15 protein-coding genes are annotated in these 15,973 nt (G+C 66.6%); 7 read left to right on the plus strand and 8 right to left on the minus strand.

The features are described 5' to 3' along the window. The first annotated feature begins 137 nt into the window (after nt 1-137). Nucleotides 138-1,010: an alpha/beta fold hydrolase gene (locus tag ACTXG5_RS20075; RefSeq protein WP_445160459.1), complete on the plus strand. Its 873-nt coding sequence runs from the start codon at nt 138-140 to the stop codon at nt 1,008-1,010. Here the strand turns inward: ACTXG5_RS20075 and ACTXG5_RS20080 are convergent, their stop codons facing one another. From ACTXG5_RS20080 to ACTXG5_RS20095, 4 genes are read right to left on the minus strand one after another with little or no spacing between them, the layout of a single operon-like run. Next, nucleotides 1,011-1,487 (minus strand): nuclear transport factor 2 family protein, encoded by a 477-nt coding sequence (locus ACTXG5_RS20080; protein ID WP_445160460.1) that lies wholly within the window; start codon nt 1,485-1,487, stop codon nt 1,011-1,013. Nucleotides 1,488-1,497: 10 nt separating this feature from the next. Beyond that, nucleotides 1,498-2,331, minus strand: coding sequence for a mycofactocin-coupled SDR family oxidoreductase (locus tag ACTXG5_RS20085; protein WP_445160461.1), 834 nt, complete (start codon nt 2,329-2,331; stop codon nt 1,498-1,500). Then, nucleotides 2,328-3,131: a mycofactocin-coupled SDR family oxidoreductase gene (locus ACTXG5_RS20090; protein WP_445160462.1), complete on the minus strand. Its 804-nt coding sequence runs from the start codon at nt 3,129-3,131 to the stop codon at nt 2,328-2,330. Before ACTXG5_RS20090 ends, ACTXG5_RS20085 begins: the two co-directional genes overlap by 4 nt. Beyond that, on the minus strand, nt 3,128-4,738 hold the full coding sequence (locus ACTXG5_RS20095; protein ID WP_445160463.1) for a flavin-containing monooxygenase: 1,611 nt from the start codon (nt 4,736-4,738) through the stop codon (nt 3,128-3,130). Before ACTXG5_RS20095 ends, ACTXG5_RS20090 begins: the two co-directional genes overlap by 4 nt. Nucleotides 4,739-4,915: 177 nt before the next feature. On the opposite strand from ACTXG5_RS20095, the gene ACTXG5_RS20100 reads away from it, so the two are divergent. The 5 genes from ACTXG5_RS20100 (at nt 4,916) to ACTXG5_RS20120 (ending at nt 10,374) form a co-directional block, all read left to right on the plus strand. Further along, a complete protein-coding gene (locus ACTXG5_RS20100) occupies nt 4,916-6,100 on the plus strand; it encodes an acyl-CoA dehydrogenase family protein (protein ID WP_445160464.1) in 1,185 nt (394 codons plus the stop codon). 16 nt (nt 6,101-6,116) lie between these two features. Then, the gene (bphC, locus tag ACTXG5_RS20105) at nt 6,117-7,025 is read left to right on the plus strand and encodes a biphenyl-2,3-diol 1,2-dioxygenase (RefSeq protein WP_445160465.1); all 909 of its coding nucleotides are present in this window, start codon (nt 6,117-6,119) and stop codon (nt 7,023-7,025) included. Then, nucleotides 7,022-8,488, plus strand: a complete 1,467-nt coding sequence (locus ACTXG5_RS20110) for an FAD-dependent oxidoreductase (RefSeq protein ID WP_445160466.1) — start codon at nt 7,022-7,024, stop codon at nt 8,486-8,488. Before bphC ends, ACTXG5_RS20110 begins: the two co-directional genes overlap by 4 nt. 174 nt (nt 8,489-8,662) lie before the next feature. Then, complete coding sequence (locus tag ACTXG5_RS20115; RefSeq protein WP_445160467.1) at nt 8,663-9,535, plus strand: IclR family transcriptional regulator; 873 nt, start codon at nt 8,663-8,665, stop codon at nt 9,533-9,535. Continuing rightward, entirely contained in the window at nt 9,532-10,374 is an 843-nt protein-coding gene (locus ACTXG5_RS20120; protein WP_445160468.1) for an SDR family NAD(P)-dependent oxidoreductase, read from the plus strand. The genes ACTXG5_RS20115 and ACTXG5_RS20120 overlap by 4 nt, the downstream gene beginning before the upstream one ends. Here the strand turns inward: ACTXG5_RS20120 and ACTXG5_RS20125 are convergent. The 3 genes from ACTXG5_RS20125 to ACTXG5_RS20135 form a co-directional block, all read right to left on the minus strand. Continuing rightward, a complete protein-coding gene (locus ACTXG5_RS20125; RefSeq protein ID WP_445160469.1) occupies nt 10,283-11,869 on the minus strand; it encodes a GMC family oxidoreductase in 1,587 nt (528 codons plus the stop codon). The two genes, ACTXG5_RS20120 and ACTXG5_RS20125, sit on opposite strands and share 92 nt — an antisense overlap. 144 nt (nt 11,870-12,013) lie before the next feature. Continuing rightward, a complete protein-coding gene (locus ACTXG5_RS20130; RefSeq protein WP_445160470.1) occupies nt 12,014-12,298 on the minus strand; it encodes a ferredoxin in 285 nt (94 codons plus the stop codon). Beyond that, a complete protein-coding gene (locus tag ACTXG5_RS20135; protein ID WP_445164512.1) occupies nt 12,298-13,440 on the minus strand; it encodes a Rieske 2Fe-2S domain-containing protein in 1,143 nt (380 codons plus the stop codon). Before ACTXG5_RS20135 ends, ACTXG5_RS20130 begins: the two co-directional genes overlap by 1 nt. Before the next feature lie 102 nt (nt 13,441-13,542). On the opposite strand from ACTXG5_RS20135, the gene ACTXG5_RS20140 reads away from it, so the two are divergent. Continuing rightward, nucleotides 13,543-15,246, plus strand: coding sequence for a 3-ketosteroid-delta-1-dehydrogenase (locus ACTXG5_RS20140; protein ID WP_445160471.1), 1,704 nt, complete (start codon nt 13,543-13,545; stop codon nt 15,244-15,246). On the opposite strand, the gene ACTXG5_RS20145 is transcribed toward ACTXG5_RS20140, so the two are convergent. Next, nucleotides 15,243-15,854, minus strand: a complete 612-nt coding sequence (locus ACTXG5_RS20145) for a helix-turn-helix transcriptional regulator (protein WP_445164513.1) — start codon at nt 15,852-15,854, stop codon at nt 15,243-15,245. The two genes, ACTXG5_RS20140 and ACTXG5_RS20145, sit on opposite strands and share 4 nt — an antisense overlap. Nucleotides 15,855-15,973 lie beyond the last annotated feature (119 nt).

Genomic DNA, 15,973 nt, shown 5'->3' on the forward strand with positions numbered 1-15,973 from the left:
CGCACACTCAACGCCGTCAGTGCACATTCGACGCCGTAGTCGCGGCGCAGTCGCTTTCCTGTGCCACGCGCCGGCCCGGCTGCCGATCAGCGGAACACCGCTCACGCGCCGCACGGCGACATGGCAGGGTGACATCCGTGGCAAATACTCCTCCAGCGACCGTCGAGCACGACCTGCGTGAAATCGACACCCCGAAGGGCGCTTTGCGCTACTACGACAGCGGGCCCGATTCCGGTCCGGTGCTGCTGTTCCTGCACGGCTCCGGCCCCGGTGTCACCGGCTGGCGTAACTTCCGCGGAATCCTGCCCACGTTCGCCGAGCGCTTCCGCTGCCTGATCCTGGAATTCCCCGGTTTCGGGGTCACCGACGACTTCGGCGGCCACCCGATGGTCAGCGCGTTCGGCGCCGTCCCGCCTTTCCTGGATGCACTCGGAGTCGAAAAGGCACACATCGTCGGCAACTCGATGGGTGGCGGCGTCGGCATCAACTTCGCCATCCAGAATCCCGATCGCATCGACCGACTGGTGACCATCGGCGGCATCGGCACCAACATCTTCACGCCCAGTCCCAGTGAGGGGATCCGGCTGCTGCAGGAGTTCGTCGAAGACCCGACTCGGCAACGGCTCGTCGACTGGCTCAAGTCGATGGTGTACGACCAATCGTTGATCACCGACGAGCTCATCGAGGAACGCTGGCAGCTGGCCACCGACCCCGTCACGCTGGCCGCCGCGCGCCGGATGTACGGCAAGGCGGCGTTCGCGGCGATGAACTCCGCGATGAGCGCCTCGGACCGGCCTTTCCCCTGGGCGGTCATGCACAAGGTGGCCGCACCCACGCTGCTGACGTGGGGCCGCGACGATCGGGTGAGCCCGCCCGACATGGCACTGATCCCGATGCGCACCATCCCCAACGCGGAACTGCATATCTTCCCCAACTCCGGGCACTGGGCGATGATCGAAGCCAAGGCGGCGTTCGAAAGCACGGTGCTGGGATTCCTGTCCCGCACGTAGTTAGGGAGCTCCCGCAAGGCCTTTCGTCAGCAACGCGTGCGCATCGGGATTGCCGTCGAGCACTCGGCTGGTGCGGATGCTGATCTGCCACTGGTCGTCGATGCGCCGCAGCGCGAAATGGTGCGCGGTGGCACGCCATACCCGATAACCGTCGCCGTCGCGGACGAGCACCAGAGATTCGCACACCACCACCGCCTCATCGCCGGTGACGGTGACGACGCATGGCCCGAGGAAATGACAGCAGCCCTTGGCCACCAACTTCTGGTGGGCCTGCGAGCTGATCATCGCGTGCACGTCGGCCCGGCCCTCCATCCGCCAGCCGTCGACGTCATAGATGCCGTCAGTCGCCCACAGGCGCGCGGTGGCCTCCGGATCACCGGCGTCGACCGCGGGGCCGTAGGACGCGATCAACTGCCTGATGTCGCGGTCGTCCTCGAGCCGGCGCAGCCGGGCCGCCAAAGCCGCAAGCTCCGTCACAGTCGTCTCCTCATCGCTGGGTGGCACCCGCGTCGACGGGCAGGATTATCGCGGTGATGTAACGCGCCTCGTCGGAGGCCAGGAACAGCGTGGCGTTGGCGACATCCACCGGGTCGATCCACGGCACCGCAAGCATATTCATCGCCTCCGCCGCCTCGGCGAATTCCGTACGCGTGGGCGGCCGGCCCAGGTCGGGCCGGAATGCACTACTGACAGCGTCGTTGTGGATCATCGGCGTGTCGACATTGGTCGGGTGCACGCAGTTGACCCGAACATTGTGCGGCGCAAGCTCATTGGCCAGGCTACGCATCAGGCCGACGACGCCGTGCTTGGCGGCCGTGTAATGGGCGATCCCGACCAGCCCACGAAGTCCGGCAATGGAGTTCGTCAGCACCATCGCGCCGGCACCGCGCGCGATCAGGTGCGGTGCACCGGCGCGACATGTGTGCCATACCCCGGTGAGGTTGACGTCCAGCATGGTGCGCCAGGTGTTTTCGTTCAGGTCGACCGCCAATCCGCGGGAGGTGATTCCGGCCGTGGTGCACACCACGTCCAAGCCGCCGAACCGCTCGACACCGCGGTCGGTCGCGGCTTGCACACCGGCGAGGTCGCGCACGTCGACGATTTCGGTGTGCACCCGCGCGCCGGTGGCGGCTACCAATGCGGCCGTCTGCTCGAGGTCCGCCGGCGTGCTGTGCGGGATCACCACGGTCTCGACGGGGCCACACACGTCCAGCGCCACGATGTCGGCGCCCTCCTGGGCGAACCGCACCGCCTGTGCGCAACCGATTCCCCGGGCCGCGCCGGTGATCAGGGCAACCTTGCCTTCGAGTCGTCCGGTCATGTCGTCTTCTGCGTCAGGCCGGCGTCGACCACGAGCTGGGTACCGGTGATGTACCGGCCCTCGGCCGAGGCCAGGAACACGACGGCGTTGGCCACGTCGACGGGCTCCACCCACGGGACCGGCAGCAGGTTGCGGGCCTGGAGGACCGCGGCCGCGTCGGCCGCCGTCGGGTTGGCCAGGTCGGGCCGCAGCTTCCGGTACATCTGCTCGTTGAGCACCATGGGTGTCGCGACCGGCCCCGGATGCACGGTATTGACCCGAATACCGCGCGGTCCCAGCTCGTTGGCGAGCGTGCGCGCCAATCCGACCACCGCGTGCTTGCTGGCCGTGTAGTGAGCGGTGTTGGCGGTGCCGCGCAGGCCGTTGGTGGAGCTGATCAGGACGACGGATCCACCGTCGGCACCGATGTGCGGCACGCTGGCTCTGACGGTGTGCCACACCCCGGTGAGGTTGATATCCAGCGTGCGCTGCCACACCCGCGGGTCGAGTTCCCATGACGGGCCGCCCGGAACGTGGATACCGGCATTGGCGATCACGACGTCCAGCCGCCCCAACTCGGCGACACCGCCGTCGATCGCGGATGTCACGGCCGCCAGATCGCTCACGTCCGCGAAACCCGTGACGCAGCGGCGGCCCCGGCTTTCGACTTCCCTTGCGGTATCGGCCAACTCGTCGGCAAGCGCCGCGACATCCAGGGCGATCACATCGGCGCCCTCGTCGGCGAAGCGCTGACAGTGCACCCGCCCGGTCCCCTTTGCGGCGCCGGTGACCACGACGACCTTGTCGAGTAATCCCGTCATCGCTTGATCAAATCGAAGCCCTGGTAGCCGGCGTCGGCGACCTCCGCACAGATGTCGTTGTAGGTGGCGAACCCGCCGACGAACAGCAGGAAGCCCCTTGGCTTTCCGGGCACGTTCGCGCCCATGTACCACGAGTTCGCCTTCGTGAACAACGTCGTCTCGGCACGCCGGGCGCATTCGGCGCCCCAGCCATCCACACTGTCCACGGTCGCTTCGATGGCGGCATAACCCTGGCTGTCGAGGTGGGCGATGGCCTGGGAGACCCAATTCACCTGCGCCTCGGCGTGCAACACCATGTTCGCCAGCACCGCAGGTGCGCCCGGGCCCGAGATCAAGAACATATTGGGGAATCCGTCGACGCTCAATCCCAGATAGGTGCGCGGTCCGTGCGCCCAGTCCTCGCGCAACATCGCACCGCCGCGCCCAACGATGTCGATACTACCCAGCGCCCCCGTCATCGCATCGAAACCCGTTGCCAGGACGATCATGTCAAGGCCGTAGTGCGTATCGGCGGTGTGGATGCCCGCGGCGTTCACCGATTCGATCGGTGTGTCGCGCACGCTGACCAACGACACATTGGGCCGGTTGAACGTCTGAAAGTAGTTGCTGTCGGTGCAGATTCGCTTGGTCCCAATCGGATGGTCGGTGGGGATCAGCAGGTCGGCGACCGTCGCATCGTCGATGACCGCCCGAACCTTCTCCTCGTAGAACTTGCGCGCCTCTTCGTTGGCTTCCAGGTCGGTCATCTGGTCCGGGAACGTCTTCGAGAACAGCACGCCGCCCAGCTGCCATCGTCTTTCGAACGCCGTACGCCGCTCCTGCGACGTGAATTCCATGGTCGGCTTGGCCGCGGCGATGTGCGGGGAGCCGCCCCCGCTGCGCCACGACAACCGGCGCCGCTGCGGGTAGCCGGCCTTGATCTCATCGAGCTCTTCGCCGGATAACGGTGCGTTGCCCGCGGGCACGCTGTAGTTGGGGGTGCGCTGGAAGACGTACAAGTGCGCGGCCTGCTCGGCGATGATCGGAATCGATTGGATGCCGGAGGATCCGGTGCCGATGACCGCGACCCGCTTGCCGGCGAAGTCGACGGGATCATGCGGCCAGTGCGCGGTGTGGTACGTCTCGCCCGCGAAGGTATCCAGGCCGGCGAAATTCGGGGTCATCGCGGCCGACAACGGGCCCGTTGCCATCACACAGAACCGCGCCGACAGCACCGAACCGGTGTCCGTGGTGACCGTCCAGCGCAGCGTCGTCTCGTCGAGCACGGCGGAGTCCACGCGGGTCTCGAAGACGACGTCACGCCGCAGGTCGAGTTTGTCGGCGACCCAGTTGAGGTAGTGGAGGATCTCGGTTTGGGTGGCGTACTTCTCTGTCCAGCTCCACTCCTGCTGGAGTTCGTCGGAGAACGAGTAGCAGTAGTCAACGCTCTCGACATCGCAGCGTGCACCCGGATAGCGGTTGTAGTACCAGGTGCCCCCCAGCTCGGGTGCGGCCTCGAGCACTCGCACCGAGAGCCCTTGCGCGCGCAGCGTATGCAAGGCATATAAGCCGGCGAACCCGGCGCCCACCACGACGACGTCGAGACGCTGATCGGCGGCATCATTCACAAGAACCCACGGTATTGGCCCGTTCGTCGCGGGGTATGCGCCGTCCCGGTCACCGGACGCCCACTCCGGCCGGGCAGGTTCTGACCCGTATTTTCGCCCGCTCACCGGGATCACCGGCGAGTCGAGACCCGGACTGCGGTAGACCATTACTAAGCCCACACACGTAAGGACAACGATATGAGCCAGCGGGTACTCGACCAGGTCGTGGCGATGGCCGATCAGTTGCGCGACCAGGCCGCGGAAGCCGAGAGAATCGGCCGGCTCACCGACGACACCGTCAAGCTGATGAAGGGTGCCGGTCTCATTCGGCTACTGCAGACCAAGCAGTATCAGGGCTTCGAGGTTCACCCGCGCGAGTTCGCCGAGACCACGATGGCCACGGCGGCCCTGGATCCGGCCGCCGGCTGGATCGTCGGCGTGGTGGGCGTACACCCCTACCAGCTGGCCTACGCCGACCCGAAGGTCTCCGCCGAGATCTGGGCCGACGATGTCGACACGTGGATGGCATCCCCCTACGCGCCACAGGGCGTCGCCAAGCCCGTCGACGGCGGCTACCTCTTCACCGGACGCTGGCAGTTCAGCTCGGGCACCGATCACTGCGACTGGATCATCTTGGGCGCGATGCTCGGTGACAGCAAGGGCATCCCGCTGATGCCGCCCCAGATGTTGCACATGATTTTGCCGCGCAAGGATTACGAGATCGTCGACGACTCGTGGAATGTGGTGGGGCTGCGTGGAACCGGCTCCAAGGACATCGTCGTCAAGGACGCGTTCGTCCCGAGCTATCGGACGATGGACGCGACGAAGGTGATGGACGGCACCGCCCAGCGCGAGGCCGGCATGACCGAGCCGCTGTATCTGATGCCGTGGTCGACGATGTTCCCGCTGGGCATCTCGTCGGCGACCATCGGCATCGCCGAGGGAGCGCTGGCCGCGCATCTGGACTACCAGCGAGAGCGCGTCGGCGCCACCGGTACGGCTATCAAGGACGACCCTTACGTCATGCACGCGATCGGCGAGGCAGCCGCCGACATCAATGCCGCCCGCCAGGAGCTGCTGGCCAACGCCGACCGCGTCTACGACATGGTCGCCGCCGGCAAGGAGGTGTCCTTCGCCGACCGCGCGGCCGGGCGCCGCACGCAAGTCCGCGCGGTATGGCGCGCGGTGTCGGCGGTCGACGAGATCTTCGCCCGCTCCGGCGGCAACGCGGCCCGAATGGACAAGCCGCTGCAACGCTATTGGCGTGACATGCACGTCGGCCAACTGCACGCCATCCATGTCCCCGGTACCACCTATCACGCGTCGGCGCTCAGCTCGCTGGGCATTGATCCGCCCGAGGGTCCGCTGCGGGCCCTGATCTGAGCAGGAGATGCACGAAGTGAGCGATCTGAAAAGCCTGGGCTACATCACCATCTCGACCAACGACGTCGACCGCTGGCGCCGCTTCGCCTTCGGCGTCCTGGGTTTCGCCGAAGGCAAGGGCCCCGACGAGTCCGCGCTCTATCTCCGGATGGACGAGCGCGCGGCGCGGCTGATCGTGGTGCCGGGTGAGACCGATCGGGTGCTCACCATCGGCTGGGAGGTGCGCGACCACCCTGGGCTGCAGCGGATCAAAGCGGCCCTCGACGGCGCCGGGGTGCCGTTCAAGCAACTGTCGGTCGACGAGGCCGAGGCCCGCCGGGTCGAAGAGGTGATCACCTTCGACGACCCGGCCGGCACCACGGTCGAGGTATTCCACGGTGCGGTGCTCGATCACAGCCCGGTCGTCACCCCGTTCGGCGCGAGGTTCGTCACCGGGGATCAGGGCCTGGGCCATGTCGTGGTGCCCGCGATGGATCCCAACGGGCTGTTCGACTTCTACACCGACGTCCTGGGTTTCCGCTCCCGCGGCGCGTTCCGGGTGCCGTTGCCGAAAGAGTTTGGCCCGGTGCGGGTTCGCTTCCTCGGGATCAACGAACGCCACCACAGCCTGGCGATCGTGCCGGCCGCACACATGCGCGACCCGCGCCTGGTCCACATCATGGTCGAGGCGGACACCCTCGATGCGGTGGGTCAGGCGCTGGACCGGGTCAACGCCGAGGGCTTCCAGTTGTCGTCCACGCTCGGGCGCCACACCAACGACAAGATGATCTCCTTCTACGTCCGGGCACCCGGCGATTGGGACATCGAGTTCGGCACCGAAGGCGCGCGAGTAGACGAAAACTATTACACGGCAGAGGAAATCACAGCCGACAGCTACTGGGGACACCAGTGGGTCGGCGAAATGCCCGCGGCAATGCGGCTATGACGCCCGACACCGACGTCACGCCGGTCGCGGCTTCCTCGATCACGTCGTGGGATCACGAGGCCGATGTCGTCATCGCCGGTTACGGCGTCGCGGGTGCGGCGGCCGCGGTCGAAGCGACCCGCTGCGGCGCCGACGTCTTGGTGCTGGAACGCACCGGTTCCTGGGGCGGCGCGGCGGCGATGGCCGGTGGGTTCATCTACCTCGGCGGTGGCACACCACTGCAAACCGCCTGTGGTTTCACCGATTCCGTCGACAACATGGCGGCGTTCCTCAACGTGGCGATGGGGCCGGGCGCCGACGAAAACCGGATCGCCGATTACTGCGCGGGCAGCGTCGCCCACTTCGAGTGGCTGGTCGGGTGCGGGGTGCCGTTCAAGGCGGAGTTCTTTTCCGAGCCCGGCTGGGAGCCGATGGGCGATCAGGGGCTGATGTACAGCGGCGGCGAGAATTCGTACCCGTTCAACACCATCGCCTCCCCCGCCCCGCGCGGCCATGTCCCGCAGATGCAGAACAAAAAGCAGGGCGAAGCCAGTGCGGGTTACATGCTGATGAAACCTCTCGTCGAAACCGCAACCGCGGCAGGCGCACGCGCGCTCTACGACGTGCGGGTGCAGCGGCTGGTCGTGGAATCCGACGGCAGGGTGGTCGGCATTCGCGCCCGCCAGTACGGCGCCGAGATGACGATCCGCGCGCGCACCGGGGTCGTGCTCGCGACGGGAAGCTTCGCCTATAACGACGCGATGGTGGCGCGCTATGCGCCGCGGATCGCCGGGCGCCCGGCCGCGTCGATCGAGCAGCACGACGGGCAGGCGATCCGGATGGCGCAGGCGCTGGGCGCCGATCTGGCCCACATGGACGCCACCGAGGTCGCGATCTTCATCGACCCTCAGCAGCTGGTGCGCGGGATCCTGGTCAACGGCCGTGGTCAGCGCTACGTCGCCGAGGACACCTACCCCGGCCGCATCGGGCAGCTCACGCTCTATCACCAGGACAACACCGCCTACCTGATCATCGACAACGACGCCAACGAGGAAGCGAACGCGTCCTGGTCGCCCAAATTCATGCTGCGACCGGCGACCTGGGTGGCCGACAATGTCGCCGATTTGGAGCGCGACATCGGCTTGGCACCCGGTTCGCTGCAGGCGACCGTGGCGGCCTTCAACGACGGCGCCGCGCGCGGTGAGGATCCGCTGCTGCACAAGAAGCCGGAGTGGATCAAACCGATCGGCACTCCGGTGGGCGCGATCGACCTGCGCGAGAACACTGGCGGCTTCACCTTGGGCGGGCTGGCCACCACATTGGATGCCGAGGTGCTGCACGTGAGCGGCGAACCGATCCCGGGGCTCTTCGCCGCGGGCCGGTCGACCGCCGGGCTGGCCGCCTGGGGTTATGCCAGCGGCGTCTCACTCGGAGACGGCAGCTTCTACGGCCGCCGCGCCGGACGGTCGGCAACCAAGGGCTGATCCGCTCTTTTTCGCGAACCTAACCCCACTGCGAATTTCAGGGTGATATTTCGCGGTGGGGTTAGACTCGCGGCTCTTTGTCGGCTGGTGTGTGACAGCGGCCACAGTCATGTGGTAGAACATATTCCTAATAGGAATATGTCAGCCAGATACGCCCAGCCCCATGGAGGACCGATGTCAGGGACCGTGCGCTCCGTCGCGACCGCCGAACCAAGCACTCCCACGGCCGTCATCGACCGCATCTCGCTGGTCCTCGACGCATTCGAAGGGCCCGGACGGCTGACGCTGGCCCAGATCGTCCGGCGCACCGGCCTGCCGCGTTCCTCGGCACACCGGATGCTCGAGCGCCTGGTGCAGCTGCGCTGGTTGCGCCGCAGCGGGCGTGACTACGAGCTCGGCATGCGACTGGTCGAGCTCGGGTCACTGGCCGTGCATCAGGACCGCCTGGTGCGTGCGGCCGGCCCGCTGCTGGGCGAATTACACCGCGCCACCGGACTCGTCGCACACCTCGCGGTACTGGACGGGCCCGACGTCGTCTATCTCGACAAGATCGGTGACCGGATGGTCGACTCGATCCCCACCCGGGTCGGCAGTCGGCAACCCGCGCATTGCACCGCGGTGGGCAAGGCGATCCTGGCCTATGGCGACGAGGCCGCCCAAGTGGATCTGCAGGTTCGCAAGACCAGGTACTCGATTTCGACGGGCTCCCAACTGGCCGCGGAATTGGCCAAGGTGCGCGCTCATGGGGTGGCGTTCGAGCGCGAGGAGTCGTTGCTCGGATTCGGTTGTGTCGCAGCACCGATCGGAAGCCCGGGTGAGGCCCAGGAAGTCCTCGCCGCGGTATCGGTGTGCGGCCCGATGAATCGCATGATGTTTGATCAGCGACTGACCGCACCGGTGCGCATGACGGCGATGGCCATCTGGCGCAACCTCGAGGACGGGCCGCGGCGGGTTGCGCCGACCCTGCAGCCGCTGCGGCCGCTGCTCCCCCAGCGTCTTCCCCAGCCTCATCGCCCCGAGCCGCGGCCCGCGTTGCAGTACGCGTGAATCCGTTCCGCGGCGGCGTCGCAGTCATCACCGGAGCCGGCGCGGGTATCGGCGCGGGCCTGGCCCGCCACGCGGCCGCGCTGGGAATGACGGTGGTACTGGCCGACGTCGACGCCGATGCCGTCGCGGCCCTTCGCGAAGAGCTTTGCGCGGCAGGAGGATCGGCGGTCGACGTGCTGTGCGACGTCCGCGACCCGGCCGCGGTCCATGAACTCGCCGAGCGCACCTACCGCGACGTCGGCGCGGTGCGGCTACTGGTGAACAACGCCGGCGTCGAACAGTTCGGTTATCTGTGGGATACGCCCGTGGCTAACTGGCAGCGGGTGGTCGACGTCAACATCAGCGGAGTGTTCCACGGCGTGCGCGCGTTTCTGCCGAAGATGATGGCCGCCGGTGAGCAGGCCTGGGTGTGGAATCTGTCGTCGGTCGGCGCAGTGCTGGCAATTCCGTTGCAGGCGCCCTACATCATGAGCAAGCACGCGGTGCTGGCGTTGACCGAGTGCCTCTACCTCGATGTGCAATCGGCCGGGCACGGCGACCACATTCACGTACAGGCGGTGCTGCCGGGTGCGGTGAAATCCAACATCTTCGCCTCGGCGGGCGGCGTCGATCCCGACGGGGACGGCGACATCGCCGTCGCCGAGGCGCAGCGCGCGGCCATGCTGGCCGTCAAGGCGGCGGCCATGGATCCGGAGGCGGCCGCGGCGGCGATTTTCGAGCAGGCCGCCGACGGACGGTTCTACCTGCTCACCGAACCGGAGTCGGTTGGGTCGGCAATGGCGGAGCGGGCGAATATTCTTGCGACACAGCGTCCTCCAGCGCCCCGCCCGAAACGATAAGCTCGGCTGCGCGTTCGGCAATCCCCAGCACCGTGGCATTCGTCGGCGCCGATACCACCGAGGGCATCACCGACGCATCGACAACCCGCAGGCCGTCAACTCCGCGCACACGCAATGCCGGGTCCACCACCGCAAGCTCATCGGTACCGATCCGGCACGTGCCGACCAGGTGGAAGAAGGTATCCGTGGCACGCCGCAGGAACGCGCGGCAATCCTCATCGCTGCGCACTTCGGCACCGGGACGAAGTTCAGTACCGCGCCACGGTGTCAACGCAGCGCCGTGCGCGATTTCGCGCGCCAACCGTAACGCCACGACCATCCGATCGATATCGGTCCGTTCACGCAGAAATGCGGGGTCGATCAACGGCGAATCCCCGGGGTCTGGGCCACCCAGGCGGACCGTCCCCCGGCTCATCGGACGCACCACCGAAAACGCCACGGAGAAGCCCGGACTCGCCCCCTGCCAACGCGGTTCGATGGCCGCTTCGGCGAACAGCATGAGCACATCAGGTTCAGCGTGTTCGTCGCTGCGGGTTAGCAGAAGAGGACGGCGGAAGGGGGTTTCCTCCGGGGTCCGCATAGCGCTGTAGGACACCCACGCGATGGGATGATCGTGCAGATTTTCACCGACGCCGGGAAGGTCGGCAACTACTGGCACACCGTGATTGCGCAGTTGTGCGGCGGGGCCGATCCCCGACAACATGAGCAGCTTTGGCGAGCCGATCGCCCCCGCGCACACGATGACCTCGCGTTCTGCATAAATGTCCTGGCTCTGGCCGTCTTTCGAGTACCGGGCGCCGCGACAACGCGAACCGTCCATCACCAGATGCCGCACGTAGGCATCGGTCACGACGGTGAGGTTGGGATCCGATTGCACGCGCCCTAGGTAGGCATCGGCCGCGCTCTGCCGCTTGTTGGCGACGACATTGTGTTCCACCCACGAAACACCCTCTGCCTCTTTCCCGTTAGGGTCGGCACTTTCCGGGTGCCCGGCATCGACCGCAGCTTGATACACGGCTCGTGCGAGGGAATTCGTCGCCGGAAGTTCCCCTAACCGCATGGGACCCGCGAGCCCCCGGAATTCGGGGTCCCGTCCGTCGGCGCGCTCACTACGTTTGAGGTAGGGCAGCATCGTCTGGTAGTTCCAGCCGATGGCGCCTTGTTTTTCCCAGGCGTCGTAGCTCGAAGCATGCCCTCGTAGGTGGACAAGGCCGTTGATGCTGCTGGATCCGCCCAATACCTTCCCACGCGGGCAGCCGAGAACCGCGCCGTCGAGCCCGGCTTGGGGAGTGGTGGTGAACGCCCAATCCACCGGGGAGCCCCACAATCCCATCGCGTCGAGAGGGTTCCCGCTGTGCATAACTTCCGGTCCGGCGCCGGGTCCGGCTTCCAGTAGCGCAACGCGCATCCCCGTGCGCTCGACCAGGCGGGATGCGACCACGCATCCCGCCGATCCGCCACCGATCACGAGATAGTCGACGATGTTGTCAGTCATGAGATCCTTCACTGCAAGAGGAATTCCGCCAAGCGGTCGGTATCCATTAATCCGATGCTAGGCAGGCGCAGTCGAGGTCACGGGCCGCGTCGCGCACCCTTCAAGCCGAATCGCGCAACTGGGACGCAATTGACGAGACGACGCCTAATCGTCGACGACAGACAGCTCGCCAAGCCGCACCGCGTCGAGGATCGACTCGCGCAGGGCCGAGCACACCAGGAACACCGCCCGGCCGGCGTGCGCCGACATCTTCTGGGCTTCGGCGCGCTCAGCGCACTGGTCTGTCGCGTCAGCGTTCCACTGCACACTGGTTTGGTTCCAGGTGCTCTTGCGGACCAGCACCCGTGCGCCGCAGCTGCGGCATGCCACGGGCTGCATGGGCATCTCGTCGAGCCGATTGTCCGTCCGGACGGACGAATCGAGTGCCATCACACCGAGCCTGCCGCGGCCGCCTGGGCCGCTATGTTCGCTTCGACCTCTTTCATCCACGCCTCGTAGGGGCGGGTGGTGTCCAGCTCGAACTCGAAGCGGTCCACCATATCCGGCTCGACGTCGGCGGTGTCGACGTAGAACTGCTGGTACCAACGCCGCAGTTGATAGACCGGGCCGTCTTCCTCGACCAGGAGCGGGTTGTCGATGCGTGTCTTGTGTCGCCAGATCTCGACGTCCTGCTCAAAGCCCAGTTTGACGTAGTCGCCGAGTTGTATGGCGGTTTGCATGGCGTCGTCGCCGGGCAGCGCTTCCGACTTCTTCACCATGATGCCGTATTGCAGCACAAAGGAATTCGAGTCGATCGGGTAGTGGCAGTTGATCAGGACCGATTGGGCGTCACCGTTTTCGTAGTGGTAGGTCAGGTCGTCGATCATGAAGGACGGCCCGTAGTACGACGCCACCGAGGTGTTGCCCAGCATCCGTGCGCCTTCGGTGCCACCCATGTCGGCGCGGCCCTCGCCGTTCATGTACTGCGTCGCGACGTGTCCCTCGAAGATGTTCTTGAAGTAGGTCGGCAATGCGCCGTGGATGTAGAAGAAGTGCGCCATATCCACGACGTTGTCGATGATTTCGCGGCAGTTGCTGGTTCCCACAACCGTGGTGTACCAGTGCCAGTCGGTCCATTCGTCGCTGCTCGCTCCCTCGATGCGCGGGATCGTGACCTCGGGCGGTGGTGGTTTGCGCTCGGGGTCGTTCCACACGAACAACATGCCGTCCTGTTCCAGCGTGGTCCAGGTTGCCGTGCGGGCCAGCCGCGGTGCGCGTCGGGCGTACGGCACCTGCTTGCATCGGCCATCACCGCCCCAGCGCCAGTCGTGGAACGGGCACGCGATCTCGTCGCCCTTCACCTCGCCCTGGGACAGGTCACCGCCCATGTGCCGGCAGTAGCCGTCGAGGACGTTGATCTTGCCGTCCCCGCTTCGGAAGACGACAAGCTTCTGACCGAAGGCGTTGATCGCGTGCGGCTTGCCGTCACCGAAATCTCTGATCAGGCCCAGGCAATGCCAGCCGCGGGCAAACCGCGTCGGGGCGGACTGGGCTTCAATGAGCCGAACTTCGTCGGTGTCCTGCGACGTCATACGCATGATTTAACTCCTGGGCACGCGCCTGTGGGGGTTGTCTGTTCCATTCATCAGGACGACTATTCCTGCGCCTCGCCGCCGCGGCATACCGTTCTCGCCGTGATACCGCACAGCGCGACGATCCCGGCCGGGCATCCGGTGGCCGACACCAGCGTGGACTTGCTGGTCGTGGGCTCGGGCACCGGGATGGCCGCGGCGCTGGCCGCCCATGAACTCGGGCTGTCGGTGCTGGTCGTGGAGAAGGCGTCGCACGTGGGCGGCTCGACCGCCCGCTCCGGCGGCGCCCTCTGGCTGCCCGCGAGCCCGGTTCTGCGCGGCGCCGGCGCCGGAGACACCGAGGAGCGCGCCGCTACCTACCTCGAGTCGGTGGTCGCGGGCTCGGCGCCCCGGCCGCGCGCGACGGGATTCTTGACGCACGTGTCCGCGACGGTCGAGATGCTGCGCCGAACGACTCCCCTGCGGTTTTTTTGGGCCCGCGACTATTCCGATTACCACCCTGAGCAGCCCGGTGGCAGCGCGGCCGGGCGCACCTGCGAATGTCATCCGTTCGACACGTCGATTCTCGGCGCCTACCGCACCCGGCTGGAACCGGGCTTGATGGAAGCACCCGTCCCGATCCCCACGACCGGCGCCGACTACCGCTGGATGAATTTGGTGGCTCGGGTGCCGCGCAAGGGAATTCCGACGTTCGGCAAGCGACTGGCGCAGGGAGTCGGCGGCCGGGTGCTGGGCCGGCGTTACGCCGCGGGCGGGCAGGGCCTGGCGGCCGGTCTGTTCGCGGGTGTGCTGCGCGCCGGTATCCCGGTGTGGACGGACACGTCCTTGCTACGCCTGGACGGCGACGCCGACCGCGTCCGCGGCGCGGTTGTGCAACATCGCGGCCGGGAGGTGACGATTACCGCGCGGCGCGGCGTCGTGTTGGCCACCGGCGGTTTCGATCACAGCATGGACATGCGGTGGAAATTTCAGTCCGAGTCGCTGGGCGTCAACCTGAGCCTCGGTGCGAAGGCCAATACCGGCGACGGCATCCGCGCCGGGCAAGAACTCGGCGGCGGCATCGATCTGATGGATCAGGCGTGGTGGTTCCCGGCCGTCGCGCCGCTTCCCGGCGGGGCGCCCGCCGTGATGCTGGCCGAACGATCGCTGCCGGGCAGCCTCATCGTCGACCAGCACGGGCGCCGATTCACCAACGAGTCGGCGGACTACATGTCCTTCGGCCAGCGGGTGCTCGAGCTGGAGCGGTCGGGCAGCCCGATCGAAATGATGTGGATCATCTTCGACCAGCAATACCGCAACAGCTATGTCTTTGGCGCTCAACTGTTCCCGCGCATGCGCATCCCGCAGACCTGGTACGACGCGGGTATTGCGGTGCGCAGCGATGCCTTTGCCGAACTGGGCTCCCGGATCGGCGTCCCGGTGCCCGAGTTCACCGCGACGATCACTCGGTTCAACCAAAACGCCTCCGCCGGTGATGATCCCGACTTCGGTCGGGGCCGCAGTGCCTATGACCGCTATTACGGCGACCCGACGGTATCGCCTAACCCGAACCTGCGCGCGTTGACCCGGGGCCCGTTCTACGCCGTGAAAATGGTGCTCAGCGACCTGGGCACCTGCGGCGGATTGACAGCCGACCACCGAGCGCGGGTGCTACGCGAGGACGGTGCCGTGATCAACGGGCTGTACGCGATCGGCAATACCGCGGCCAACGCATTCGGCACGACGTATCCGGGTGCGGGCGCGACGATTGCGCAGGGCCTCGTGTACGGCTACATCGCGGCCCGGGACGCGGCCGGCGCCGACTAGTCGGCTTCGCGCTTGGCCTCGACCTGCTTTTCGACCTCGCGCCAGTATCCCGGCGTGGTACGCGGTTTGCCGTACCCGCCCTTGGGCGCCGTTTGCAGTATGGCGTCGGCCCCATCGATGTCTTTCATCAACTCCAGCGCGAACTCGCGCTCGGCGGCGTAGTACTTGGCCGCCCAGCGCAGCGCGAGCACGGAGTACGCCCAGGCGGGTTCGGCTTCGGCCCCCTCGGCGTCCTCGAGGGCCTTGCGATGCCTGGCTTCGGCGTATGCCACATGCTCCTGGAGCAATTCCTTCAGGCGCGCGGGGTTGCTCAGATGCCCGAACGTAATTCGCAGCAGCACGCTGTGCTTGAGCACCGGCGGATCCACGGGTGCGTGATTGGTCCACTCGGTGACCGCGTCCATGCCCGCCGGGGTGATTTTGTACAGCCGGCGGCTGCGGGTGCCCTCGTCGCGCTCGACACGCGAGGTGACCAGACCCAGAACTTCCAGCTTCTTCAGCTCGGTGTAGATCTGGCTGAACGACGGGCTCCAGTAATAGAGGTCAACGCTCCAGTCGATCCACTTTTTCAGGTCGTAACCGGAGACTTCCTCCTCATAAGACATCATCCCCAGCAGCGCCCAGCTGGTGCCCGCAAGCACCGCCTTTGTCAGCTTTCCGCTGCTCTCTGCCACGTCGCCAGGTTAACAACGCCGGACACCCGCTTGGGTGGTACTGACCGCTGGCC

The organism is Mycobacterium sp. Dal123C01 (genome assembly GCF_052566995.1).

What these genes read in the sequence shown, in the direction of transcription:
- ACTXG5_RS20090 (WP_445160462.1), bottom strand. Translation starts at nt 3,131, where the DNA reads ATGACGGGATTACTCGACAAGGTCGTCGTGGTCACCGGCGCCGCAAAG.
- ACTXG5_RS20135 (WP_445164512.1), bottom strand. Translation starts at nt 13,440, where the DNA reads ATGACGTCGCAGGACACCGACGAAGTTCGGCTCATTGAAGCCCAGTCC.
- ACTXG5_RS20130 (WP_445160470.1), bottom strand. Translation starts at nt 12,298, where the DNA reads ATGGCACTCGATTCGTCCGTCCGGACGGACAATCGGCTCGACGAGATG.
- ACTXG5_RS20125 (WP_445160469.1), bottom strand. Translation starts at nt 11,869, where the DNA reads ATGACTGACAACATCGTCGACTATCTCGTGATCGGTGGCGGATCGGCG.
- ACTXG5_RS20115 (WP_445160467.1), top strand. Translation starts at nt 8,663, where the DNA reads ATGTCAGGGACCGTGCGCTCCGTCGCGACCGCCGAACCAAGCACTCCC.
- ACTXG5_RS20145 (WP_445164513.1), bottom strand. Translation starts at nt 15,854, where the DNA reads ATGATGTCTTATGAGGAGGAAGTCTCCGGTTACGACCTGAAAAAGTGG.
- ACTXG5_RS20100 (WP_445160464.1), top strand. Translation starts at nt 4,916, where the DNA reads ATGAGCCAGCGGGTACTCGACCAGGTCGTGGCGATGGCCGATCAGTTG.
- ACTXG5_RS20110 (WP_445160466.1), top strand. Translation starts at nt 7,022, where the DNA reads ATGACGCCCGACACCGACGTCACGCCGGTCGCGGCTTCCTCGATCACG.
- ACTXG5_RS20085 (WP_445160461.1), bottom strand. Translation starts at nt 2,331, where the DNA reads ATGACCGGACGACTCGAAGGCAAGGTTGCCCTGATCACCGGCGCGGCC.